Origin of the sequence: Variibacter gotjawalensis, from assembly GCF_002355335.1 — a bacterium.
Taxonomy (GTDB): Bacteria; Pseudomonadota; Alphaproteobacteria; order Rhizobiales; family Xanthobacteraceae; genus Variibacter; species Variibacter gotjawalensis.
This window is the reverse complement of the sequence record NZ_AP014946.1, coordinates 648,084-670,382: the sequence shown is the minus strand read 5'-3', so window position 1 is coordinate 670,382 and position 22,299 is coordinate 648,084. Positions and strand designations below refer to the sequence as shown.

The window sequence follows — 22,299 nt, the reverse complement described above, 5'->3', positions numbered from 1 at the left end:
TAGCAGCGCTTGCTGCAGTGCGGGGTGTCATCTTGCTTTTAGATTTCATCACTAGGCCTTCCGGACACAACTTTTGCGGATGGGCAGACTAATGGCTTCCGTTGCCGAGCACTACGGTTTTGAAGACGCCCCTCGACATAGCAGATCGACTGAGGAAGACTATCCGGCATTTGATGCAGATGCCGGACGGCTCAATTTTGGGGACGGGGAAATGCCTGTTGATACGTTGATTGCACAAGAAGAGCGGGCGAGCCGCCAACTGATCGAACAAACGAACGATGTTCTTTCGGCTCGCCGCAGCGATATTCCGAAAGACCTCGTCGAGTTGCTCTTCGGCCGTGCCGCGTCAGAAGACTTGCTTGGCTACAATGCGAATGAACTCGCGGCGCAAGCCGAGCGCGCCTGGGATGCGCTGCAACAGCGCAAAGCCGGAGAACCGCTGATCCGCCTCGACAATCCGAAAGCCGATGCGGACACCGCTGGGCTTGCCACCATTTCGGGCCTCGACGTCGTCAACGACGATATGCCATTCCTTCTCGACTCCGTGCTGACGGAACTGACCGACCAGGGCGCCGACGTTCGCCTCGTCGCGCATCCGATGGTGACGGTTGAGCGCGACGCGAGCGGAAAGCTCGTCGGCTTCGCGGGCGACAAACCGGCATCCGGCAAGCAGACGCGCGAGAGCCTCATCCATATCGACCTCGGACGTATCGAGGACGCCGGCAAACGCAAGACGATCGTCGACGCATTGGAGCGCACACTCAAAGACGTGCGGCTCAGCGTTCAGGATTGGCGTCCGATGCTCGATCGCGTCAACGCCGAGATTAAGAAACTGCGCGATAATCCTCCGCCGCTGCCGGCCGGCGAAATCGCGGAAGCCGTGCAATTTCTCGAGTGGTTGCTCGCCAACAACTTCACTTTCCTCGGCATTCGCGATTATGCGTTCGAGAGCGACGAAGCGCTGACGCCGCTTTACGAAACCGGCCTCGGCCTGATGCGCGAGCGCGATCTCTCCGTACTTCGGCGCGGCGGCGAAGCGCTCGCGATCACACCGGAGATCAGTGCGTTTCTGCGCGAGCCGAAGGCGCTCATCATCACGAAGGCGAATATCCGCTCGCGCGTTCACCGCCGCATCCACATGGACTATGTCGGCGTCAAAGAGTTCAACGCCGACGGCAAGGTCATCGGCGAGCTGCGGATCGTCGGCCTGTTCACGTCGACCGCGTATACGCGCACGGCGCGTTCGATCCCGTATATCCGCGGCAAGATCGACGGCGTGATGCATCGCGCCGGCTTCCCGGAGAACAGCCACTCCGGCAAGGCGCTCGTCAGCGTGTTGGAGAATTATCCGCGCGACGACCTGTTCCAAATCGATGAGGCGACGCTCTATGGCTTCGCGACCTCGATCACGCAGCTCGAGGAGCGGCCGCGCGTGCGTGTTCTCGCACGGCGCGATCGCTTCGACCGTTTCGTGTCGGTCCTCGTATTCCTGCCGCGCGATCGCTACACGTCCGAAACGCGCGAGGCGATCGGCAAATATCTTTCCGAGACATACCGCGGACACGTATCCACCTTCTATCCGTTGTTCCTCGATGGCCCGCTCGTGCGCGTGCATTTCATCATCGCGCGCAGCAACGACGAAGCACCGAATGTCGGGCGTTCGACGCTCGAAGACAAAGTCTCGGCGATCATCCGGACCTGGCAGGACGACTTCGGCACGGCGGTCGCGCGCGCGCATCCGGCATCCACTGCGCCCGCGCTGCGGACCAAGTATCGCGACGCCTTCTCGGTCGGCTATCGCGAAATCTATTCGCCCGCGACGGCTGTCGCCGATATCGCGGAGATCGAAGGCCTTTCGCCGACAAAACCGATCGCGGTGAGTTTCTATCGGCGCGACGGCGAGCCCGAGAGTTCGGCAAGCCTGAAGCTTTGGAGCTACGGCCGCCCGATCCCGCTCTCCGAGCGCGTGCCGGTGCTGGAGAATATGGGCTTCCGCGTTGTCGACGAGCGCACGCTGCGCATCGATCCGGCCGGTGGACCCGTGAACGAAATTTGGTTCCACGACATGCTGCTCGAGCGCGACGATGGGACACCGCTCGACGTTTCGGGGCTCGCGCATCGTCTTGAAGACACCGTGCTGGCGATCAATCGCGGCGAAGCCGAGAACGACGGTTTCAACGCCCTCGTGATGGCGGCCGGGTTGCCGTGGCGCGACGTCGCGATGCTGCGAACGCTGGCGCGCTATCTGCGGCAGGCGCGTATCGCGTATTCGCAGGACTATCTGTGGACGACGATGCGCAAGCACGCCGGCATCGCGGCGCAGCTTGTCGCGGTATTCAACGCGAAGTTCGATCCTGCCTCGCAGCAAGCGATCGAGCAGCGCGGCGAAGCCGTGAAGAAGATCGTCGCCGAGATCGAGGAGGCCTTGCAGGCTGTCTCGGTGCTCGACGAGGATGTGATCCTGCGCCGATTCGTCAACCTTCTGCATGCCGCGATCCGGACGAATTTCTTCCAGAAGAATGCCGACGGTTCGGCGAAGCCGACGATCGCGTTCAAGTTCCGCTCGCGCGAGATCGAAGAACTGCCGGCGCCGCGCCCGCTGTACGAAATCTTCGTCTGCTCGCCGCGCATGGAAGGCTGTCACCTCCGCTTCGGCAAGGTCGCGCGCGGCGGCATGCGCTGGTCCGATCGTCCGCAGGATTTCCGCACCGAGATCCTCGGCCTCGTCAAGGCGCAGCAGGTGAAGAACGCCGTCATCGTTCCGGTCGGCGCGAAGGGCGGCTTCGTTCCGAAGCGCTCGCTGGTCGGTCTTTCGCGCGACGAGTTCATGGCGGAAGGCATCGCGACCTACAAACTGCTCGTGCAGTCGATGCTCGATATCTCGGACAACATCGGCAAAGACGGCATCATCCCGCCGCCGAATGTCGTGCGTCACGACAACGACGATCCGTATCTCGTCGTTGCGGCCGACAAGGGCACGGCGACGTTCTCGGACATCGCGAATGGTCTCGCGCTCGAGCATGGCTGGTGGCTCGGCGATGCTTTCGCATCGGGCGGCTCGGTCGGCTACGATCACAAGGGCATGGGCATCACGGCGCGCGGTGCCTGGGAGGCCGTGAAGCGGCACTTCCGCGAGATGGACGTCGATATCCAGACGACGCCGTTCACGGTCGCGGGCGTCGGCGATATGTCGGGCGACGTGTTCGGCAACGGCATGTTGTGTTCGCGCGCGATCAAGCTGGTCGCGGCTTTCGATCATCGCGACATCTTCATCGACCCGAACCCCGACACCGAAAAGAGCTTCATCGAGCGCGAGCGCATGTTCAAACTGCCGCGCTCGAGTTGGCAGGACTACGACAAGTCGGTGATCTCGGAAGGCGGCGGCATCTATCCGCGCTCCGCCAAGGAGATCACGCTGTCCACGGTTGCGCAGAAGATGCTGGGCTTGCCGTCGCCTAAAGCGACGCCGCAGGCTGTGCTGCGCGCGATCCTGCGGATGCAATGCGATCTCCTGTGGTTCGGTGGCATCGGCACTTACATCCGCTCGTCTGCCGAGACGGAGGAGCAGGCCGGCGATCGCGCGAACGATCCGATCCGCGCGGCAGCCGCGGAGCTGAACTGCAAGGTTATCGGCGAGGGCGCCAATCTCGGCGCAACGCAGCGCGGGCGTATCGAAGCGGCGTCGCGCGGCATTCGTCTGAACACCGACGCGATCGACAACTCGGCCGGCGTGAACACGTCGGACGTCGAGGTCAACATCAAGATCGCGCTGACGACGCCGGTGACCGACGGCCGTCTCACTTACGAGACGCGCAATGCACTGCTCGCCGAGATGACGGATGAAGTCGCCGCGCTGGTGCTGCGCAATAACTATCTGCAGACGCTCGCGCTCTCGCTGGTCGAGCGGCGCGGTGTCGAAGATCTCGGCTTCCAGCAACGCCTGATGCAGACGCTCGAAGCGGTCGGCGAACTCGATCGCAAGATCGAATATCTGCCGGACGATATCGAACTCGGCGAGCGCCGCCGGCGCGGCCAAGCGCTGACGCGGCCGGAACTCGCGGTGCTGCTCGCTTACGCGAAACTCTCGCTTTATAGCGAACTGCTTGACTCGTCGGTGCCGGACGATCCTTACCTCAGCCGCGAACTAGGCCGCTATTTCCCGCCGCAGCTGTCGGAGAAATATCCGGACGCATTGCAGAGCCATCGCCTGCGCCGCGAGATCATCGCGACGCAGCTCGCGAACTCGATCATCAATCGCGGCGGGCCGTCGCTCGTCGTGCGCATCGCGGACCAAACCGGTGCCGCGCCGTCGAGCATCGCGGGTGCGTTCGCGCTGGTGCGCGACAGCTACCAGATGACGGCGCTCAACACCGAAATCGATGCGCTCGACAACAAGATCGACGGCAAGACGCAGCTCGCGCTCTACGCTGCCGTGCAGGACACGCTGCTCGATCGTCTCGTCTGGTTCTTGCGCCATACCGATCCGACGCAAGGCATCGGCGATCTCGTGAAGCATTACGGCGACGGCATTGCCGAGATCGCGGCGTCGCTCGACACGGCGTTGCCGGCTGACGCACAGAAATTCCGTGCCGACCGTGTTGCCGAATTCACCAAGGCAGGCGTGCCGGAGGATCTCGCGAAACGCATCGCGAGCCTCGCGGTGCTCAAGGCGGCGCCGGATATCATCTTGGTCGCAGACCGCGCGAAGAAACCGATCGCGGACGTCGCCGCGACGTATTTCGAGGCGGGAGCGTTCTTCCAGCTCGATCAAATCCGCGCGCCGGCGTCGAGCATTCCGGTTACCGATTACTTCGACCGTTTGGCGCTCGATCGTGCGCTCGACCAAATCGCGGAAGCGGAGCGGCGGATTGCGGCCGAGATGGTTCAGAACGGCGCGACCGGCCCGGCGGCCGTGGAGGCTTGGGTCAAGCCGCGCTCGGCCGATGTCGATCGCATCAAGGCGGCGGTCGGCGAGATCGCGCGGTCGACGCCGAGCATTTCAAAGCTTGCGGTCGCGGCGAGCCTCGTCGGTGACCTTGTGAAGCACTGAGGCGCGCCAAGCATTGCTTGCGTAACCACACATACGCCGCTACCGAGAACCTTGGAATTCGAGTAAGATTCGATTTCCGAGGCTCCCGGCGGCGGAACCCAAAAAGAATGACCTTCAGAGGCGTCCCTGACGTCGACCCCCAGCCGGCCCCTCGCCGCGCGCTCTTCGGCTGGGCGCTGTTCGATTGGGCCGCGCAGCCTTATTTCACGCTGATCACGACGTTTATCTACGCTCCGTATTTCGCCAACGCGGTGGCCGCGAACCCCGTGCAGGGGCAGGCGATTTGGGGTTACGCGACGGCGTTCGCGGGTCTGCTGATCGCGCTCGGTTCGCCGTTTCTGGGCGGGGTGGCGGACGCCTCCGGGCGGCGCAAGCCATGGATCTTGGCGTTCGGATGCCTGCTGGTCGTCGGCAGTTCCTGTCTCTGGTTCGGCCGGCCCGCTGCGCCGGAGACAGTGCCGATCGTGCTGCTCGCCTTCATCATCGCGACCATCGGCACCGAATTCGCGACCGTGTTCAACAACGCGATGATGCCGACGCTGGTGAAGCCGGAGCAACTCGGCAAACTCTCCGGCATCGGCTGGGCGACGGGTTATGTCGGCGGCGTGCTCAGCCTCTTCGTCATGCTGCTGTTCATGGTCGGCGACCCGCAAACCGGGAAAACGCTGATCGGCCTCAATCCGATCTTCGGCCTCGACCCAGCGGCACGCGAGGGCGATCGCGCGGCCGGGCCGCTGACCGCGATCTGGTTCGTGATCTTCATCATCCCGATGTTTCTCTTCACGCCGGATACGCCGGCGCGAATGCCGGTTAGCGATGCGATGCGGCAGGGGGTCTCGCGTCTGCGCGAGGCGCTCAATCACCTCAAGGAACATCCGAACACCGCGACGTTTTTGATTGCCAACATGATCTACGCGGATGGGCTGGTGGCGCTGTTCGCGTTCGGCGGCATCTTCGCGTCGTCGACGTTCGACTGGGGGACCACAGAACTCGGCATCTTCGGCATTCTGACTGCAATCAGCGGCACTTTTGGTGCTTTGATCGGAGGCTTCCTCGACAATCGTCTCGGGTCGAAAGGCGTCGTGATGATCAGCCTCGGCCTGCTGCTGTGCTCGGTGATTGCGATCCTTTGCATCGGACGCGACTATATTTTCTGGATGACGGTTGCGCCCGCAACGCCAGGCGATGGCCTCTTCGCGTCCGCGCCCGAGAAAATGTATGTCTTGATCGGAATCATGATCGGCTTCGCGGCTGGACCGATGCAGGCGGCGTCGCGCACATTGCTGGCGCGGCTTTCGCCGCCGCAGCGGATGGCGCAATTCTTCGGATTGTTCGCACTGTCGGGCCGGGTGACGTCGTTCCTCGGTCCGCTGTTGGTCGGCATCGTGACCGCCGCCACTGCGAGCCAGCGCGGCGGCATGATGGTGCTGATCCTGTTCTTCACGGTCGGGCTGGTGCTGCTGTCGCGGGTGAAAGCGCCGCAGCCTTAGTTTTGGTTTGGTCGCATTTCCTTCGGCGAACCGGTTCCCACTTCGCCTGGAAAAGCTCCTAGTGCCGGAAGTGGCGCATGCCGGTGAGCACCATCGCGATGCCGGCTTCGTCTGCGGCCTTGATCACTTCGTCGTCGCGCATCGAGCCGCCCGGCTGAATGACGGCGGTGGCGCCGGCTTCGATCGCGACCAGGAGGCCGTCCGCAAACGGGAAGAATGCGTCGGAGGCGACGACCGAGCCCTTCGTCAGCGGAGCGGGTAGTCCGAGTTCCTTCGCGGCATCCTCGGCCTTGCGGGCCGCGATACGCGCGGCGTCGACGCGGCTCATCTGGCCGGCGCCGATGCCGACAGTCGCGCCGTCTTTTGCATAGACGATGGTGTTGGACTTCACGTGCTTGGCGACGCGGAAGGCGAAACGAAGATCCTGCATTTCCTGGTCGGTCGGCGCGCGCTTTGTCGCGACCTTCAGTTTCAGATCGTCGACCGAGCCGTTGTCGCGCGTTTGAACGAGCATGCCGCCCGCGACCGACTTGAAGGTCAGGCCGAGTGCGCGTGAGTCGGGCAGGCCGCCGGTCAGCAGCAAGCGCAACGCCTTCTTCGCGCCGACGATCGCGATGGCTTCCTCGCTCGCATCCGGCGCGATGATCACCTCAGTGAAGATCTCGGTGATGACCTTCGCGGTCTCGGCGTCGAGCGGCTGATTGAGTGCGACGATGCCGCCGAAAGCGGACGTCGAGTCGCAAGCGACAGCCTTGCGATACGCTTCGATCAGGCTGGCGCCCTCGGCAACACCGCACGGGTTGGCGTGCTTGATGATCGCGCAGGCCGCGGTGCGCGCCGGATCGAACTCGGCGACGCATTCGTAAGCCGCGTCCGTGTCGTTGATGTTGTTGTAGGACAGTTGCTTGCCCTGCACCTGGCGCGCGGTGGCGACGCCGAAGCGCTTCTCCGGCGTGCGATAGAACGATGCCTGCTGGTGTGGGTTTTCGCCGTAGCGCAGCGCCTCCGCGAGCGCGCCGCCGAAAGCGCGATAGTCCGGCGCTTCGGTTTTGTTCTCGCTCGCGAACCAGTTGGAAATCGCGGCGTCGTAAGCGCCGGTGCGCGCATAAGCTTTGGCGGCAAGGCGGCGGCGCAGCGCGAGGGTCGTTGCGCCGCGGTTCGCCTTCATCTCGTCGAGAACGGCCTGATAGTCGGACGCATCGACGACGACGGCGACATCGGCGTGGTTCTTGGCGGCAGCGCGGATCATCGCGGGACCGCCGATGTCGATATTCTCGATACAGTCGTCGTAGTCGGCGCCCTTCGCAACCGTTTCCTCGAATGGGTAGAGATTGACGACGAGGAGATCGATCGGCTGGATGCCGTGGCCCTGCATGGCGGCGACGTGCTTGTCGTCATCGCGGATCGCGAGCAGGCCGCCGTGCACTTTCGGATGCAGCGTCTTGACGCGGCCGTCCATCATCTCGGGAAAGCCGGTGAGCTCGGAGACGTCGCGAACGCGCAGGCCGGAGTCCGCGAGCGCTTTGGCAGTGCCGCCGGTCGAGACCAGTTCCACGCCAAATTTCGAGAGTGCGTGGGCGAACTCGACGAGCCCCTTCTTGTCCGACACCGAAATCAGGGCGCGGGCGATGTGACGGGGTTTTTCGGTCATTTTCGGCAGGTCTCCGGAGGCTTTCGGGGCTCGTCTTAATGGCGTTACGCCATCACGGGAAGCCTTTTGGCCCGTTTTTCCTCCGTTGCGGGGATTGTAGCCCGGATGGAGTGAGGCGCAGCCGAACGCAATCCGGGGAGGTCGTTTTGCCCTAGGGCCCCGGATTTCGCGCGCGGCTTCGCCGCCGCTCCATCCGGGCTACGAGTCAGCGCTTCCGCAACCGGGCGGCGAAGAAGCCGTCCATGCCGGCTAGGCGGGGATCGGGATTGGCAAGATGCGAGGGCAACGAGCGGAGTTCGCCGCCGGCGTTGATGATCTCGGCGAGGCCGCCGACTTCATCCGCCGCGATCGCGTCGCGCTCGACCGTCTCGTTGCGTGCGAGCAGCGACGCGATCTGCGTCTCGCCTTCGTCGGGCTCGAGGGAGCAGACCGAATAGACGATGCGGCCGCCCGGCTTCGTCATCGCGACGGCGGCGTCGAGCAATCGCGACTGCAGACCAGCGAGCGATTCGAGATCGCTGTCGCGTTTGAGCCACGCGACATCCGGATGGCGGCGGATCGTTCCGGTCGCGAGGCACGGCGCGTCGAGCAACACGGCGTCGAATTGCGGCGCATCCCATGCCGTGATGTCGGCAACGACGATCTCGCAATCGAGCCCGAGGCGGGTGAAATTCTGCTTCAGCCGTGAAAGCCGCGGCGACGAGCGATCGACGGCCGTCACTTTCGCGCCGGCCTGCGCGAGTTGCGCGGACTTTCCGCCGGGTGCCGCGCAGAGATCGGCGACGTTTTGGCCGGCGACATCGCCGAGCAGACGCGCGGGGAGCGCGGCGGCCGCGTCCTGCACCCACCATGCGCCTTCGTCGAAGCCGGGCATGCGCGTCACGGCGCCTTCCGCGACGACGCGGACCGAGCCGGTCGGCAAAACATGACCGCGCAAGCGTGCCGCCCACTCGTCCGCGTTCTGCTTCACGGTGATGTCGAGCGGCGGCGGCGCGCGCTGCGCCAGCGCGATCGCGTCGGTGGCGTCATCGCCATACGCCTTGCGCCAGCGTTCGCTCAACCAGGACGGCACATCGATGGTTGCGGGCGCTGCCTCGAGATCCGCGATGCCTTCGCGGCTCGCGCGGCGCAGCACCGCGTTGACGAGACCCGGATAGCGCTGCGCGCGACGATCCGCCTGCACAAGGCGCACCGAGAGATCGACGGCGGCGTGGTCCGGCACGTCGAGCCAGAGAATTTGTGCAATGCCGATGAGCAGCGCAGTTTCGACGCGCGGCGCATCCTTCGGCAACCCTTGCGCGAGATATCGCTCCAACAAGTAGCGCAGCGAGCCGAGACGGCGCAGCACCGTGGCGGCAAGCATGCGCACGAGCGCGCGATCGCGATCTTCCATGGCGGCCAATGCGGGATGCGCTTGCGCGCCGTCGAAATGATCGTCGAGCGAGCGCTTACCGCGCAGCACACCTTCGACGATATCCGCCGCGATACGCCGCGCCGCGAGACCAGGAGCTTCGGATTGAATTTGCGCACGCGCCATACGTCCGCACGTTAATCGATGCTGCGCGATTTGTCGGCAGCAGGGCGCAAAAATAAATCGAGCCCGGAGCTGCCATGCAGTCCGGGCTCGTCATGATTCGATCACGTTTGCGTTGGCGGCTCGTGCCCTTGCGTTAACCCCACGGGCCGCGTTGCGGTGCGCTGTCGCGGCGGCCGCCCCATGCGGGCGAAGGACCGCGCGACGACGCTGCGGGCGATGACGGCGCGGGCGTGCCACCCATCGTGCGTGCCATTTCCTGCAGCGCCGCAATGCGATTCTCGGTTGCGGGATGCGTCGAGAACAAGTTGTCCATGCGCTGACCCGAGAGTGGGTTGATGATGAACATGTGCGCGGTCGCGGGGCTGCGCTCCGCCGAATCGTTCTCAATATGCTGCGCGGCGCCGGCGATTTTGTTCAGCGCATTGGCAAGCCACATCGGCTGACCCGCGATCTCGGCGCCCATGCGGTCCGCGGCATATTCGCGCGTGCGGCTGATCGCCATCTGCACGAGCATCGCGGCGAGCGGCGCGAGAATCACCATCGCGATGGTCCCGATGATGCCCATGCCGCCACCGTTGTTGTTGTCGCGGTTGTGACCCGCGAACATGCCGAACTGCGCGATCATCGAGATCGCACCCGCGATGGTTGCGGTGATCGTCATGATCAGCGTGTCGTGATTCTTGATGTGCGCGAGCTCGTGCGCCATCACGCCGGCGACTTCCTCGCGCGTGAGATTGTTGAGCAGGCCTGTCGTCGCCGCGACGGCGGCGTTCTCGGGATTGCGGCCGGTCGCGAAGGCGTTCGGCTGCGGCTCGTCCATCAGGTAAACCTTCGGCATCGGCAGGTTCGCGCGCTGCGCGAGATCCCGCACCATCCGATAGAGATCGGGTGCCGTCTGCTCGTCGACCTCGTGGGCGCCGTGCATCGACAGCACCATCTTGTCGGCTTTCCAGTAGGTGAAGAAGTTCATGCCGGCCGCTACGACGAGCGCCAGAAGCATGCCGGTCTTGCCGCCGATCAAGAAACCGACGCCCATGAACAGCGCCGTCAGACCTGCGAGCAGGAGGGCCGTGCGCATGTAGTTCATCGAAATTCACTCTCCCATCGCGCGCAAAGGAGCGCGCACGCGATAAAAGTTGGGGAGCCGTTTCGTTGCATCAAGGACTAGAAGCCGGGGTGCGACATTGCATCGCCGTCACCCGGATACCCGGACAGCAAAAAGCCCGGCGGTGAGGCCGGGCTTTCGAGTTCTGGTTGATTTCGGGGTGTTTAGCGCGTGGCGAGAACCGGCGTGCCGACGCCGACGCGCTGGAAGAGGTCCATGACGTCCGCGTTGTGCATGCGGATGCAGCCGTAGGAGACGAAACCGCCGATCGAGTTCGGCACGTTGGTGCCGTGGATCGCGTATTGGTCGCCGCCGCTCAGCGTCATCGCGGCAACGCCCATCGGGTTGCGCGGCGAGCCGCCTTCGATCACGTCCGGCAACGACGGCTTGTCGCGCTTGACGGCGGCGGGCGGGGACCAGGCCGGCTGAACGTATTTGCCGTTGATGTATTTGAGGCCGGTCCACTGCTTGCCGAAGCGGCCGACGCCGACCTTGTAGCGGATCGCCGTGCCGTCGCTGTTGACGAGGTACAGGCGGCGCTCGGACAGGCGGACGACGATCGTGCCTGGCGCGCCTTCGCCGCGATAGTGGACGACTTCGCGCGCCTGCGCGGGGGTCGAAATTGCCGTTACGGAGATGAGTGCCGAGAAGGCCGCAGCGGCTGCGGCCGCACCGAGGATGAACCGATGCATTGTTTTCTTATTCCCAACCTTTGAACGCGTCCGGGAGATTGGCGCGCCGGGATACTTACCCTTTGGGCGTTAAAGAATGCAGCGCACTGTTACGTGAAGGTTGTGTCTGGGCGTTAATTGATCCGGCAGTGTTGCGCCTGCGGCACAATGTCTTGCGGGTTTGGGCGCTGTTCAAGCGGTGGAGGGTTTCAACCAGCCCCGATAGCGGACGACCTGGCCGAGCAAAGGCATTGCGATCGGCACGTCGAAGGTAAATCGCCCGGCCGAATCGACGGTTTCGATCGCGCGGGACCGCGGGGTCAGCCAGGCGGGCAGGGGGATGGGGCCTAGGCGGGCCGAAACGGACCGCATGGTCACGCCCTGCCGGTCGGCCGTGACGGCGAGGCGGATGGAGACGAGGCCGAATTGCTCGTCCATGTGGCCCGGGCCGGCTTCAGAGAGGCGGCTCTTGAAGCGCCGCGTGCCGAAGGTGCGGGTCCAGACTTCGGCGTCCTCATTCTCGGTCATCTCGACGCGGACCGGGATGTTCTGCCCAGCCGGCGGAAAGCCGAAGAGCCGGGCGAACAGGCGCCCAGCAGCGTTGGCGGCGCCTTCGATCGAAGCCATGCCGGCGAGGACGAGGCGGCCGTCGACCGTGTGGCCGGCGCGGATCGGCGCGGGGACTTCATTCAGGCTGTCGCGGAGGACGCGGGCGTAGAGCGATTGCGGTCGGGCGCGTTGCCGCGTGACGATGCGGAAGCGGCGGAATTCGTCCGCGATGTCGGCGAGGTTCAGGACATCGACGCAGGCGCGGGCGCCGGGCGCGATGTCGCGACCTGCGAGCAAGGCACGCACGGCAGCGAGGGCTGGAAGCGTCGGAATGTTCGGGCCGTCGCCGGTCGGCGCGATGACGGCCCACCACGCTTGGACACGATTGTCTCCGGCGTCGCGGCCCGATGCGGTGACGATCATGCCGCCGCGATCGGTGCCGTAGCGGAAGAGGCGATCGGCGATCCAATGGAAGGGCTTGGCGAGCGGCAGCAGCGTCGGCAGCAGGCCGATGCGCACCGGCAGGCTTGCTAGCCAGAGGCCGAGATGCATGAAGGCGAGCTCGAAGCCGGCGCGGAAGATTGCGCGATCCCGCGGCGCGTAACGCTGCGGCAGGAGATCGAGGTCCGGCGTTTCGACAAGCGAGAGCCAACGTTTGCCGAGCCCGGGCAGGCGGCGGCGGATCAGCAAGCCCCAGCCCGGCGCTTCGCGCCAACGTCCGCCCGTGAAGACGCGTGCCGGTTTGCCGGTGCGGCCGAGGATCGCCTGCACGACGGACAACCCGCGTGGCGCGCGATTGCCGGGTGAGATCGCAACATCGACGCGGTCGATCGCGCGCCAGCCGCGTGTGATCTCGTCGAGCGCGGCGTGGCTGAGCGCGGGCGTCGAGCTTGCGCCGGTGAGCGCGACGACGCCGGCGGCTTTCGCTTGTTCGTCGAGCGCCGGAAAAGCAGCGACGAAATCGCGCGCGTCGGCGAGATCGATGTAGTGGCAACCGGCCGCGATGGCGGCGCGCGCCGTCGCCGGCTGTGCGTGTTGGAACGGGCCGGCCGCATCGGCGACGATGAACAGGTCCAAAGCCCTTAGCGTTTCGGCGGTGAGCGTCGCCGTGTCGATCGCGACGCTCTCGATCGTGCGATCCGGAAACAGAATGCGCAAACGTCGCGCGACACCTTCCGCGCGATCGACACCGCGTGCGCCGATCAGCACGGCGGCGTCGGTGCGCCAGAGCAAACCCTCGACGAGGCGCTCGCCGAAGGCGCCGGTGCCGCCGATAACGAGAACACGGCGGCTCATGCGTTCGGGCCTCGTGAAGCTTCACGATTTGGCGGCAGCATGCAAACGTCGCTCTTGCCGAACCAGCGATAGCGATTGCGCGCGACGACATCGTAGATCGCATCGCGCAACGCGCGCGGGATCAAGCGCAGAATGCGCGCCCAGCGCCAGCGCGGCAGCGACGCGAGAATGCGCAATGCGGCGTCCGAGCGGGTGTGAAGAACGCCGTCGTCGATCAGCGCGAATGTGTCGGGATTATCGGCGTCGATGCCGAAGCGTGCGGCGAGTTCGCGGCCTTCCGGCTCCTGGATCGCGACGAAGCGGAACTGCCGCGCGACATCACGCTGCGTGACGAAGCGATAGCTGCGCGAGCAGAGGATACAGACGCCGTCGTAGAGGATGATGCGCATTCGGATGCAGAGGGGCCTGCACCGAAACTAACCGGTTTGCCCGGGGGAGGTCTATGCTTCGGCGCGAATGGCCAAAGCGTCTGCGCCGCCGGAACGGTCGACCAGCAGATTCGCCGCGATGAGCATCACGATCGTCGGGGCGAGCGCGTACAGAACGTTCAGGGGCGCAGAGAGGTTTGCGAGAAGGTCGGTCATGCCCACCAGGATAAGGCGGCAAGTCCTAACAGTGGGTTGCGGGCATATCGCCGTTTTCGTGCTAAAGCGGCATTTATCACGACCGGGAGGCTCAATATGGCGAAATTGATCGAGAAATGGCACGCGCTGGTCAAGGTTAAGGATACGGGGGCGCTAAACGACGTGCTGGCCGACGATGTCGTGTTCGAGTCGCCGGTCGTGCACACGCCGCAGCACGGCAAGGCGATCACGGCCAAATATCTGACGGCCGCGCTGCATGTCCTGAACAACGACGAGTTTCGATATCTCAACGAGTGGGTCGGGACGACGTCGGGTGTGCTCGAGTTTCAGACCGTGATCGATGGCATCACGATCAACGGCGTCGACATCATCACGTGGAACGCGGACGACAAGATCACGCATTTCAAGGTGATGGTGCGGCCGCTGAAGGCGATGAATCTGCTGCACCAGATGATGGGCGCGCAGTTGATGAGAGGTTGATTGTTGCCGTCATGGCCCGGCTTGTCCGGGCCATCCACGTCTTACCCTTTTGCGGGCTCAGCCAAGACGTGGATGGCCCGCATGAAGCGGGCCATGACGACGGAGAGGTGAAAGTGCTTCTCAACCAGCCTTCAACTTCTCGGCGAGCAAATGCAAATCGCGATCGCGGCAGCCGAGTTCTTCCAGCGCGCGGACCGTCTCGATCACATAATCACGGTTAGCGCCGGAGCGGCCGTGACCTTGCCGTACGAGATGCAGTTGCTGGTCGATCGAGAGCCGCCCCGCATACTGCTTGTGTCCGCGATCGACGACGTAGCAGAGCGCGGAGACGCGGCGATCCTTCTGCCCGTCGAGCCAGACCGAGCGATTCGTCTCGTGGTAGACCATCGTGGTCTGCTCGCGCGCGCGGAGGTATTCGATCGTCGCGTCGCGCTGCTTGGCCTCGACGCGATAGGCGACGCCGCGGCACGCGCCGCCTTGGTCAAGTCCTAGAACGAGCCCGGGTTTTTCCGGCGTGCCGCGATGATCGTGCGAGAATACGCAGAGCGCGCGGTGGGCGCCGATCAATTTTGCCGAGACGCGCTCGACAAAATCAAAGCCGGGCCGCCAAATCAGCGAGCCGTAGCCGAAAACCCAAAGATCGTCTGTTCGGGATGACATGATGGGTGTGGCGCTTATCATGGCGCGACGCGGCGTGTAAAAGGCTGGCAGCCATGCAGGAATCATTTCGATGAGTGAGGGCCGCCGCAGCCGTTTCTGGTTGTATGCACCGTTCGTTGCTCTCGCCGTCCTCGCGGCCGGCTGGACCGCCGTGTGGTTTTACGCCGCGCAGAGGGCCGACACGATGCTGGCCGCATGGATGGCGCGCGAGGCCGTGCTGGGCCGTCAGTATCACTGCGGCCAGCGCAAGACAGCCGGCTATCCATTCCGCATCGAGGTTACGTGCACGGACCTCAAAATTACGTTCGCGAATGACGAGGGGCCGGTGACGCTTGCAGCGCCGAAGTTGTTGGCGCTGGCGCAGATCTACACACCGGATCTCGTGATCCTCGAAGCGACCGGGCCGATGACGGTCAAGCAACCGGCGACCGGCATCGACTATGTCGCATCATGGACGATGCTGCAGGCGAGCGCGCGCGGCCGCCCGTCGGCGCCACAGCGATTGTCGCTGGTCGTCACCGCGCCGAAGTTAGCGCTCCCGAACCGGCCCGATGCGCTGATGGAGGCCAAGGGTTTTCAGTTTCACGCAAAGCGGCAGGAGAACGCGGCCGATCCGATTTTCGACCTGGCGTTGAATGTCGACACTCTCACTTCGGCCGCGCCGGCACTGACTGGCCGGCCATTGACCGGCGAATTGGTCGGCGTTTTGCGCGGTCTGAAGGATCTGCGGCCGAAGCCGTGGCCGGCGCGCTTGCGCGAATGGCAGGGCAATGCGGGGCGCGTCGAGTTGACGCGGTCACGCATCACGCTCGGCGATGCGGTCGCGGTCGGGCAAGGCGATCTCGGTCTGACGCCGCAGGGCCGGCTCGACGGAACCGTGAATTTGCGCGTCGCCGGTCTGGAGCAAATCGCCGGATTGTTCTTTGCGTCCAGCGAGTCTCGGCCCGTGATCACGGCGCTGAACATGCTGGCGCGGAGCGACATCGACGGGAAGAAGGCGGTCGCGGTGCCGCTGTCCTTCCGCGACGGGCGGATCCTGTTCGGGCCCGTGCCGGTCGGCCGGGTCGGGCCGCTGTTCTGAACGGATCGAGTGCCGGAAGCGTTATTGCTAACGCTTTGTCGTGTCTTGCCGCAAAGCCTATCTGATGGGATAGGAATGGCAGTCTCTGAATGAGAACAAGCTCTTAAGGGAGAACGTATGCTCAAAAGCCTGTTGATCGCCGGACTGACGGCGCTATCGGTCGCAACTGCTTCGGCGCAGGGTTATCCGAACAAGCCGATCACCTTCGTCATCCCGTTCGCGGCTGGGGGGCCGACGGACGTGCTCGGGCGCGTGATCGCCGAACGCATGGGGACGATCCTCGGCCAGCAGATGGTCGTCGAGAACGTCGGCGGCGCCGGCGGCATGACGGGGTCGTCGCGCGTGAAATCCGCGGCGCCGGACGGCTATCAGATCGTGCTCGGCACCGTCGGCACGCATGCGCAGAACCAGACGCTCTACAAGAAACCGGCTTACGATTCGGCGAACGATTTTGCGCCGGTCGGTCTGATCGCCGAAGTGCCGATCATGCTGCTGGTGAAGAAGGATCTGCCGGTCAACTCGTTCAAGGAATTCGTCGAGTATGCGAAGAAGAACCAAGGTTCGATGACCTACGGTTCGGCCGGCGCCGGTTCGGCGACGCATCTCGGCTGCGTCGTGCTCGACAGCGCGATGGGCACGAAGATCGTCCACGTGCCGTATCGCGGCACGGGTCCGGCGATGACCGACCTGCAGGGCGGCCGCATAGACTTCCTCTGCGAGATCGTGACGACGGCGAAGCCGCAGGTTGACGGCGGCACCGTTAAGGCGCTCGCGATGATGACGAAGGAGCGTTCGAGCGTTCTGCCGAATGTGCCGACCGCAATCGAGCAAGGTCTCAATGTCGAAGCCTATACGTGGAACGCGCTGTTCGCGCCGAAGGGCACGCCGCCGGATGTCATCAAGAAGCTCAACGACGCGATGAGCCAGGCGATGGATGCACCGGACGTGAAGGATCGCCTCACCGCGCTCGGTGCCGTGCTGGTGCCGAAGGATCGCCGTTCGCCGGAAGCGCTCGCGAGCTTCGTGAAGAGCGAGATCGAGAAGTGGGCCGCGCCGATCAAGGCGAGCGGTTCGCAGGTGGACTGATTTGCAACTGGACGAGGGCAGATCGCTTCTAGCGTTCTCTCCCCCCTTGCGGGGGAGAGACAGAGAGGGGGGTGAGCCTCGATTGCAGTGCTCACCAAACACCCCCCTCCCTAGCCCTCCCCCGCAAGGGGGGAGGGAACGCGCTGAGTCTGCCGCTCTGTCTTCGTCCATCGAGATGTATCGATGACAACTTCGCGCACCGACGTACTGATCGCGGGTGCCGGATTTCCCGGCCTCGCGCTCGCCATCGCGTTGCGGCAGAGTCTCGGCGAAACATTCGCCGTTACGGTGGCGGATCCAGCGCTCGCGCGTGAGAGCCGCGATCCGCGTGCGTCCGCCATCGCGGCGTCGGCGCGGCGGATGCTCGATGCGCTCGGCGTTTGGGACGACGTTGCGGCGGATGCCCAGCCGATCCTCGACATGGCAGTCACCGACAGCCGCCTCGGCGATGCGGTGCGGCCGACGTTTCTGACCTTCGCGGGCGAAATCGAAGAGGGCGAGCCGTTCGCTCACATGGTCGAGAACCCGCAGCTTACGGCATCTCTCATTGCGAAAGCACGGGCGCTCGGCGTGACGTTGTTGCCGACAGCGGTCGAGACGAACGAGACCGTCGTCGCCGGCGTACGTGTCTCCTTCGCGGACGGGACATCGAGCACGACGCGGTTGCTGGTTGCGGCGGATGGCGCACAGTCGCGTATCCGCGAGCGTGCGGGCATCGCGTGCGTTCAATGGTCGTATCCGCAATCCGGTATCGTCACGACGATTGCGCATGAGCGCGATCACGAAGGCCGCGCGCTGGAGCATTTTCTGCCCGCTGGTCCGTTCGCGACGCTGCCGCTGAAGAACAATCGCGCATCGATCGTGTGGACGGAGGAGAGCCGCGAGGCTGCGCGGATCGTCGCGTTGCCGGACGCGGAATTCCTGGCGGAGTTCGAGAAGCGCTTCGGGCTCGAACTTGGCGACATCACGCTGGCGGGGCCGCGGCGCGCGTTTCCGCTCGGCTTTGCGCTCGCGCGCTCGTTCATCGCCGAGCGCATCGCGCTGATCGGCGATGCCGCGCATGTTATTCACCCGATCGCGGGCCAAGGGCTCAACATGGGCCTGCGTGATGCGGCGGCGCTGGCGGAAGCAATCGCGGATGCGGCGCGGCTTGGTCTCGATGTCGGCGGCGCGACGGTGCTGGAGCGCTATCAGCGCTGGCGGCGTTTCGATTCGCTCGCGATGGGCGCCGCGACCGACAGCCTCAACCGGCTGTTCTCGAACAACTCGGATGTGCTCAAAGCCGTGCGCGACTTCGGCCTCGGTGTCGTCGATCGGCTGCCGGCGTTGAAGACGATGTTCATCCGCGAGGCTGCCGGCCTCACGGGCGACGTGCCGAAACTGCTGCGCGGCGAAGCGATCTAAACGCTGGTGCCTTTGATGAAGGTCACGATGGCGCGGATCATCTCGGGCGAGAATGAACCGCCGGCCTGATACGACGCCATCTGCGCTTGGCGATCCGCAAGATCCTCGGGCGCGTCCTGGAAGATGTGATTGATGCGCGGCAGCGATACGACGCGTGCGTCCGGGGCTGCGTCGCTTAGCACTTGAAGATCGTCGGCGCTGACCTGGATATCGCTCTTTCCGCGTACCAACAGGATCGGCAGCTTCAGCTTCTTGAGCTCGGCGACCGGATCGATTGCGAAGAGCGACAGCAGGAACGGCTGCACGGATGGGCGGAACAAACCGTTCTGCTCCGGCGGCACCTTCTCGATACGCTTGCCGGCGCTGAGACGCGCGAGGAATTTCAGCGCCTGCTGACGCAGCGTTTCTTGCTCGGGCGGCAGCGGCTGATCGGTGAGTTGCTGGTGGAGAACGACGTCGAGCTTGCGTCCTGCCGCAGCGAGAAGCGCGATGCCGCCGAGCTTCATGCGTTGCGCAACCAGCGTTGCGATCAGCGCGCCTTCGCTATGGCCGATGATGTAAACGTAAGAAACGTCGTCGCGTGCCGCGAGGCTCTGTGCCGCGAGCGTTGCGTCGGCAACGAAATGTTCGAATGTGAGTTCGGCTTCGCCGCCGACCACCAGCTTGCTCTGGCCGATGCCGCGCTTGTCGTAGCGGACGGACGGAATGCCGGCGCGCGCGAGCGAAGCGGAGATTTCGCGATAGAGGCCGAACGGACCATCGCGCGGTGTCGGACCGGAGCCCGCGATGATGAGTGCGATCGGGCTACGTTCGATGTCACCCTGCGGCCGCGTCAACGTGCCGGAAAGATGCTCACAGGCCCACGGCTCTTCGACGATCGCCTGCGTCATACGAACGGCACCGCCGCGACTTGCTCCTTGAACGCGGGACGCGACGAGATGGCGGCGTACCAGCGGTCGAGGTTCGGCTGGGCCGGACGATCGTCGAGCAAGCGATAGTAACGATAGGCCTGTACGCCGACCGGAATGTCGCCGTAGGAGAAATCCGAGCCGGCTACGAACTCGGTCTTGCCGAGCGCATCGTTGAGGATGTTCATCGCGGCCGTGATCTTCTTCTTCGCAGCGTCGATCGCGACGGGGTCGCGCTTCTCCGGCGGCGTGCGCACGAGGCCCCAGAAAACCGGCGTGATCGCGGGGCCCTGCACGGAGAGCTGCCAATCCATCCACTGGCTCGCACGAGCGCGCTGGCGAACGTCCTTCGGCAGGATCGCGCCGTTATGCTTTTCGGCGAGGTAGCGGATGATCGATTTCGATTCCCACAGGATGAAGCCGTCGTCTTCCTCGAGCGTCGGCACGACGAGATTCGGATTCATCTTCTGATATTCGGGCGTTGTGCCGAACGGGCCGCCGATGTCGATGCGCTGATGCGGCAGGCCGAGCTCGCCGACCGCCCACATCGCCATCTGCACGTTCGACGATGTGTTTCGCCCCCAGATTTTCAGCATTCCAACTTCCCTCGTTCTCGTTTCTTGGTCATTTCGGCTGAGCCGATAGCGCGAAGCGCGGCGGCGAAGGCCGGAATCCATACGCCCTGCGCTGCATTGGTGAGCAGTGAGTATGGGTCCCCGACAACCGCCTTCGGCGGTTTCGAGGACGACGGCTTTGTTACCCTTCGATCTGCCGTGCTTCTTCGGGCAGCATGATCGGAATTCCATCGCGGATCGGATACGCGAGCTTGGCGGCACGCGAGATGAGTTCCTGCTTCGCGGCGTCGTATTCGAGCGTCGACTTGGTCAGCGGACAAACGAGAAGCTCGAGCAGTTTCGGATCGACGGTGTGTTCGGCTTCGCTCACGTTTCCTCTCCGAATTATTGCAGCGGTGTTTCGCCCGAATCGTCGCTCTTCGCCAGTTCCATTTCCGTGATGGCGACAAGAATTTCGGCGCGTGTCTTGAGGTCCAAAGCTTCGAGCAGTGCCTGCTTCTCGGCGACGCCGTACGGCGACATCATCGCGAGCGCGTTGACGAGCGCTTCATTAGGCGCGTTGTTGATCCCGTCCCAATCGGCCTTGAGCTTCTTGGCTTTGAGGAAGGCGGTCAGCACATCGACCACGGCTTTGCGATCGACACCCTCTTCGCCGTGACGCGCCTTGAAGTCGATCGCGTAAGGCGAGAACGTCACGCGGCATTGACGATAGGGCGTCGAGACGGAGAGTTCTTCTTCGACGCGGAAACGCGCGATACCGGTGAGTTGCAGCACGTAACGGCCATCGCCCGACTCGGCGAGCTGCGTGATGCGGCCGACGCAGCCGACACGGAACAGCGTCGGGTGATCGTTATCGTGGCCTTGCGTCTGGTCCGGCTGTATCATGCCGATCAGGCGATGCCGGTCAGTCAGCGCATCGTCGATCATCGCGAGATAGCGCGGCTCGAAGATGTTGAGCGGCATTTGTCCGCGCGGGAGCAGCAAGGCCCCGGCGAGCGGAAAGACAGGGATCACCTGCGGCAGGTCGGCTGGCCCGCGATAGACGGCGTTCATCGGCATGCCGTTCCCTCCCGGCGATTGCCTTCGAGCCGATCACGCTTTGATAATATCAAAGCGTGGGCTCTCGGTTCTTTCAGCGGTCGCATTTTCTTGACGTGAACCGGTGTCCACTTCACTTGAAAATGCTTCTACGAAAACAGGATCGACGACAACTTGCGGCGGCCCAAAACCGTCGCTTCGTCCATCGGTCCCCAGGCTTCAAAAAACTGGACGAGCTGCTTGCGCGCTCCGTCGTCGTTCCATTTGCGGTCGCGCTTCACGATCGCAATCAGATGTTCGAGCGCTTCTTCGCGCTTGTTTTGTCCGTTGAGCGCGATGGCGAGATCGAAACGCGCCTGATGGTCGAGCGGATCGGCCGCGACCTTCTGTTCGAGTTCGGTGATCGGGCCGACGCTGTTCGCCTGTTCGGCGACGTCGATCGCGGCGCGCGCGGCGGCGACCACCGGATCGTTTTGCTTGGCCGGAGGAACCAGCGCGAGCGTCTGCTTGGCCTGATCGATCGCGCCGAGCGCGACGTAGCAACGCGTGAGGCCCGCGAGCGCGATGAGATTGTCGGGTTCGGCTTCCAGCAGGGCCGCGAAGATCTCGGCAGCTTGGCCGGCGTCGCCTCCCACCAGCGCGGCTTCTGCAGCCGCGAGCAGATCCTGCTCCTCGCCGCCGACGCGATCCTTGATGAGGCGCTCGACGAATTGCGTGACCTGACCTTCCGGCAGCGCACCCATGAAGCCGTCGATCGGCTGGCCGTTGACGAATGCGATGACGGCCGGGATCGACTGAATGCCCATCTGCTGCGAGATCTGCGGGTGATGGTCGATGTTCATCTTGACCAGCTTCACCTTGCCCTTGGCGGCTTTCACCACCTTCTCGATCACGGGCGTGAGCTGCTTGCAGGGGCCGCACCACTCGGCCCAGAAGTCGACCATCACGGGCTGCTGCTTCGACGCCTCGATGACGTCGGCCACAAAGGTCTGCGTCGTCGTCTCTTTGATCAGATCGCCTACGGGCGCTGGCGGGGCTGCGCCGTCGGATTGCAGAAGGCTCATTGAACGTCCTCGGAACACTGGGCCGCGCCACGCGCAGGCCGAAATCTCTCGGAAAAGGAATTCCCTGCCA

Annotated in this window: 19 protein-coding genes; 6 read left to right on the top strand and 13 right to left on the bottom strand. The window is 64.2% G+C overall.

The window, feature by feature from the left end; genetic code table 11:
* The first annotated feature begins 211 nt into the window (after nucleotides 1-211).
* Both GJW30_RS03285 and GJW30_RS03280 read left to right on the top strand, forming a co-directional pair.
* On the top strand, nucleotides 212-5,050 hold the full coding sequence (locus tag GJW30_RS03285; protein ID WP_096351600.1) for an NAD-glutamate dehydrogenase: 4,839 nt from the start codon (nucleotides 212-214) through the stop codon (nucleotides 5,048-5,050).
* Nucleotides 5,051-5,157: 107 nt separating this feature from the next.
* The gene (locus tag GJW30_RS03280) at nucleotides 5,158-6,540 is read left to right on the top strand and encodes an MFS transporter (RefSeq protein WP_096351598.1); all 1,383 of its coding nucleotides are present in this window, start codon (nucleotides 5,158-5,160) and stop codon (nucleotides 6,538-6,540) included.
* 58 nt (nucleotides 6,541-6,598) lie between these two features.
* On the opposite strand, the gene purH is transcribed toward GJW30_RS03280, so the two are convergent.
* The 7 genes from purH to GJW30_RS22500 form a co-directional block, all read right to left on the bottom strand.
* On the bottom strand, nucleotides 6,599-8,191 hold the full coding sequence (purH, locus tag GJW30_RS03275) for a bifunctional phosphoribosylaminoimidazolecarboxamide formyltransferase/IMP cyclohydrolase (protein WP_096351596.1): 1,593 nt from the start codon (nucleotides 8,189-8,191) through the stop codon (nucleotides 6,599-6,601).
* Between the two features lie 205 nt (nucleotides 8,192-8,396).
* Nucleotides 8,397-9,728, bottom strand: a complete 1,332-nt coding sequence (locus GJW30_RS03270; RefSeq protein ID WP_096351594.1) for an RsmB/NOP family class I SAM-dependent RNA methyltransferase — start codon at nucleotides 9,726-9,728, stop codon at nucleotides 8,397-8,399.
* A gap of 133 nt (nucleotides 9,729-9,861) precedes the next feature.
* Entirely contained in the window at nucleotides 9,862-10,815 is a 954-nt protein-coding gene (htpX, locus tag GJW30_RS03265; RefSeq protein WP_096351592.1) for a zinc metalloprotease HtpX, read from the bottom strand.
* 182 nt (nucleotides 10,816-10,997) lie between these two features.
* Entirely contained in the window at nucleotides 10,998-11,525 is a 528-nt protein-coding gene (locus tag GJW30_RS03260; RefSeq protein ID WP_096351590.1) for a L,D-transpeptidase, read from the bottom strand.
* Nucleotides 11,526-11,696: 171 nt separating this feature from the next.
* On the bottom strand, nucleotides 11,697-13,349 hold the full coding sequence (locus GJW30_RS03255; protein WP_096351588.1) for a saccharopine dehydrogenase family protein: 1,653 nt from the start codon (nucleotides 13,347-13,349) through the stop codon (nucleotides 11,697-11,699).
* Nucleotides 13,346-13,738: a thiol-disulfide oxidoreductase DCC family protein gene (locus GJW30_RS03250; RefSeq protein ID WP_096351585.1), complete on the bottom strand. Its 393-nt coding sequence runs from the start codon at nucleotides 13,736-13,738 to the stop codon at nucleotides 13,346-13,348. The genes GJW30_RS03255 and GJW30_RS03250 overlap by 4 nt, the downstream gene beginning before the upstream one ends.
* Nucleotides 13,739-13,789: 51 nt before the next feature.
* Entirely contained in the window at nucleotides 13,790-13,933 is a 144-nt protein-coding gene (locus GJW30_RS22500; RefSeq protein WP_157746677.1) for a hypothetical protein, read from the bottom strand.
* A gap of 96 nt (nucleotides 13,934-14,029) precedes the next feature.
* Between GJW30_RS22500 and GJW30_RS03245 the strand changes: the two genes are divergently transcribed.
* Nucleotides 14,030-14,413, top strand: a complete 384-nt coding sequence (locus GJW30_RS03245; RefSeq protein WP_096351582.1) for a nuclear transport factor 2 family protein — start codon at nucleotides 14,030-14,032, stop codon at nucleotides 14,411-14,413.
* A 120-nt stretch (nucleotides 14,414-14,533) separates the two neighbouring features.
* On the opposite strand, the gene GJW30_RS03240 is transcribed toward GJW30_RS03245, so the two are convergent.
* The gene (locus GJW30_RS03240; RefSeq protein ID WP_245408639.1) at nucleotides 14,534-15,073 is read right to left on the bottom strand and encodes a gamma-glutamylcyclotransferase; all 540 of its coding nucleotides are present in this window, start codon (nucleotides 15,071-15,073) and stop codon (nucleotides 14,534-14,536) included.
* 70 nt (nucleotides 15,074-15,143) lie between these two features.
* Between GJW30_RS03240 and GJW30_RS03235 the strand changes: the two genes are divergently transcribed.
* From GJW30_RS03235 to GJW30_RS03225, 3 genes are all read left to right on the top strand, one after another.
* On the top strand, nucleotides 15,144-16,154 hold the full coding sequence (locus tag GJW30_RS03235) for a DUF2125 domain-containing protein (RefSeq protein ID WP_096351579.1): 1,011 nt from the start codon (nucleotides 15,144-15,146) through the stop codon (nucleotides 16,152-16,154).
* Nucleotides 16,155-16,271: 117 nt separating this feature from the next.
* Nucleotides 16,272-17,240 (top strand): Bug family tripartite tricarboxylate transporter substrate binding protein, encoded by a 969-nt coding sequence (locus GJW30_RS03230; protein ID WP_096351576.1) that lies wholly within the window; start codon nucleotides 16,272-16,274, stop codon nucleotides 17,238-17,240.
* A 183-nt stretch (nucleotides 17,241-17,423) separates the two neighbouring features.
* Nucleotides 17,424-18,644 carry a ubiquinone biosynthesis hydroxylase gene (locus tag GJW30_RS03225; protein ID WP_096351573.1) on the top strand — a complete coding sequence of 407 codons (1,221 nt, stop codon included), beginning with the start codon at nucleotides 17,424-17,426 and terminating at the stop codon, nucleotides 18,642-18,644.
* Here GJW30_RS03225 and GJW30_RS03220 read toward each other — a convergent pair.
* From GJW30_RS03220 to trxA, 5 genes are all read right to left on the bottom strand, one after another.
* Nucleotides 18,641-19,534 (bottom strand): alpha/beta hydrolase, encoded by an 894-nt coding sequence (locus GJW30_RS03220; protein ID WP_096351570.1) that lies wholly within the window; start codon nucleotides 19,532-19,534, stop codon nucleotides 18,641-18,643. The genes GJW30_RS03225 and GJW30_RS03220 overlap by 4 nt on opposite strands.
* A complete protein-coding gene (locus GJW30_RS03215) occupies nucleotides 19,531-20,148 on the bottom strand; it encodes a glutathione S-transferase family protein (RefSeq protein ID WP_096351567.1) in 618 nt (205 codons plus the stop codon). The genes GJW30_RS03220 and GJW30_RS03215 overlap by 4 nt, the downstream gene beginning before the upstream one ends.
* Nucleotides 20,149-20,308: 160 nt before the next feature.
* The gene (locus GJW30_RS03210) at nucleotides 20,309-20,497 is read right to left on the bottom strand and encodes a Trm112 family protein (RefSeq protein ID WP_096351564.1); all 189 of its coding nucleotides are present in this window, start codon (nucleotides 20,495-20,497) and stop codon (nucleotides 20,309-20,311) included.
* A gap of 14 nt (nucleotides 20,498-20,511) precedes the next feature.
* Nucleotides 20,512-21,186, bottom strand: a complete 675-nt coding sequence (locus GJW30_RS03205) for an LON peptidase substrate-binding domain-containing protein (RefSeq protein ID WP_096351561.1) — start codon at nucleotides 21,184-21,186, stop codon at nucleotides 20,512-20,514.
* A gap of 128 nt (nucleotides 21,187-21,314) precedes the next feature.
* Complete coding sequence (gene trxA / locus GJW30_RS03200) at nucleotides 21,315-22,229, bottom strand: thioredoxin (protein ID WP_096351558.1); 915 nt, start codon at nucleotides 22,227-22,229, stop codon at nucleotides 21,315-21,317.
* Between the last annotated feature and the right edge of the window lie 70 nt (nucleotides 22,230-22,299).

Excerpts from the sequence above, each read along its gene's own strand:
- GJW30_RS03240 (WP_245408639.1), bottom strand. The coding sequence starts at position 15,073 with ATGTCATCCCGAACAGACGATCTTTGGGTTTTCGGCTACGGCTCGCTG.
- GJW30_RS03225 (WP_096351573.1), top strand. The coding sequence starts at position 17,424 with ATGACAACTTCGCGCACCGACGTACTGATCGCGGGTGCCGGATTTCCC.
- htpX (WP_096351592.1), bottom strand. The coding sequence starts at position 10,815 with ATGAACTACATGCGCACGGCCCTCCTGCTCGCAGGTCTGACGGCGCTG.
- GJW30_RS03220 (WP_096351570.1), bottom strand. The coding sequence starts at position 19,534 with ATGACGCAGGCGATCGTCGAAGAGCCGTGGGCCTGTGAGCATCTTTCC.
- GJW30_RS03260 (WP_096351590.1), bottom strand. The coding sequence starts at position 11,525 with ATGCATCGGTTCATCCTCGGTGCGGCCGCAGCCGCTGCGGCCTTCTCG.
- GJW30_RS03250 (WP_096351585.1), bottom strand. The coding sequence starts at position 13,738 with ATGCGCATCATCCTCTACGACGGCGTCTGTATCCTCTGCTCGCGCAGC.
- GJW30_RS03215 (WP_096351567.1), bottom strand. The coding sequence starts at position 20,148 with ATGCTGAAAATCTGGGGGCGAAACACATCGTCGAACGTGCAGATGGCG.
- GJW30_RS03205 (WP_096351561.1), bottom strand. The coding sequence starts at position 21,186 with ATGCCGATGAACGCCGTCTATCGCGGGCCAGCCGACCTGCCGCAGGTG.
- GJW30_RS03245 (WP_096351582.1), top strand. The coding sequence starts at position 14,030 with ATGGCGAAATTGATCGAGAAATGGCACGCGCTGGTCAAGGTTAAGGAT.
- GJW30_RS03280 (WP_096351598.1), top strand. The coding sequence starts at position 5,158 with ATGACCTTCAGAGGCGTCCCTGACGTCGACCCCCAGCCGGCCCCTCGC.
- GJW30_RS03255 (WP_096351588.1), bottom strand. The coding sequence starts at position 13,349 with ATGAGCCGCCGTGTTCTCGTTATCGGCGGCACCGGCGCCTTCGGCGAG.
- GJW30_RS22500 (WP_157746677.1), bottom strand. The coding sequence starts at position 13,933 with ATGACCGACCTTCTCGCAAACCTCTCTGCGCCCCTGAACGTTCTGTAC.
- purH (WP_096351596.1), bottom strand. The coding sequence starts at position 8,191 with ATGACCGAAAAACCCCGTCACATCGCCCGCGCCCTGATTTCGGTGTCG.
- GJW30_RS03230 (WP_096351576.1), top strand. The coding sequence starts at position 16,272 with ATGCTCAAAAGCCTGTTGATCGCCGGACTGACGGCGCTATCGGTCGCA.
- GJW30_RS03270 (WP_096351594.1), bottom strand. The coding sequence starts at position 9,728 with ATGGCGCGTGCGCAAATTCAATCCGAAGCTCCTGGTCTCGCGGCGCGG.
- trxA (WP_096351558.1), bottom strand. The coding sequence starts at position 22,229 with ATGAGCCTTCTGCAATCCGACGGCGCAGCCCCGCCAGCGCCCGTAGGC.
- GJW30_RS03235 (WP_096351579.1), top strand. The coding sequence starts at position 15,144 with ATGAGTGAGGGCCGCCGCAGCCGTTTCTGGTTGTATGCACCGTTCGTT.
- GJW30_RS03285 (WP_096351600.1), top strand. The coding sequence starts at position 212 with ATGCCTGTTGATACGTTGATTGCACAAGAAGAGCGGGCGAGCCGCCAA.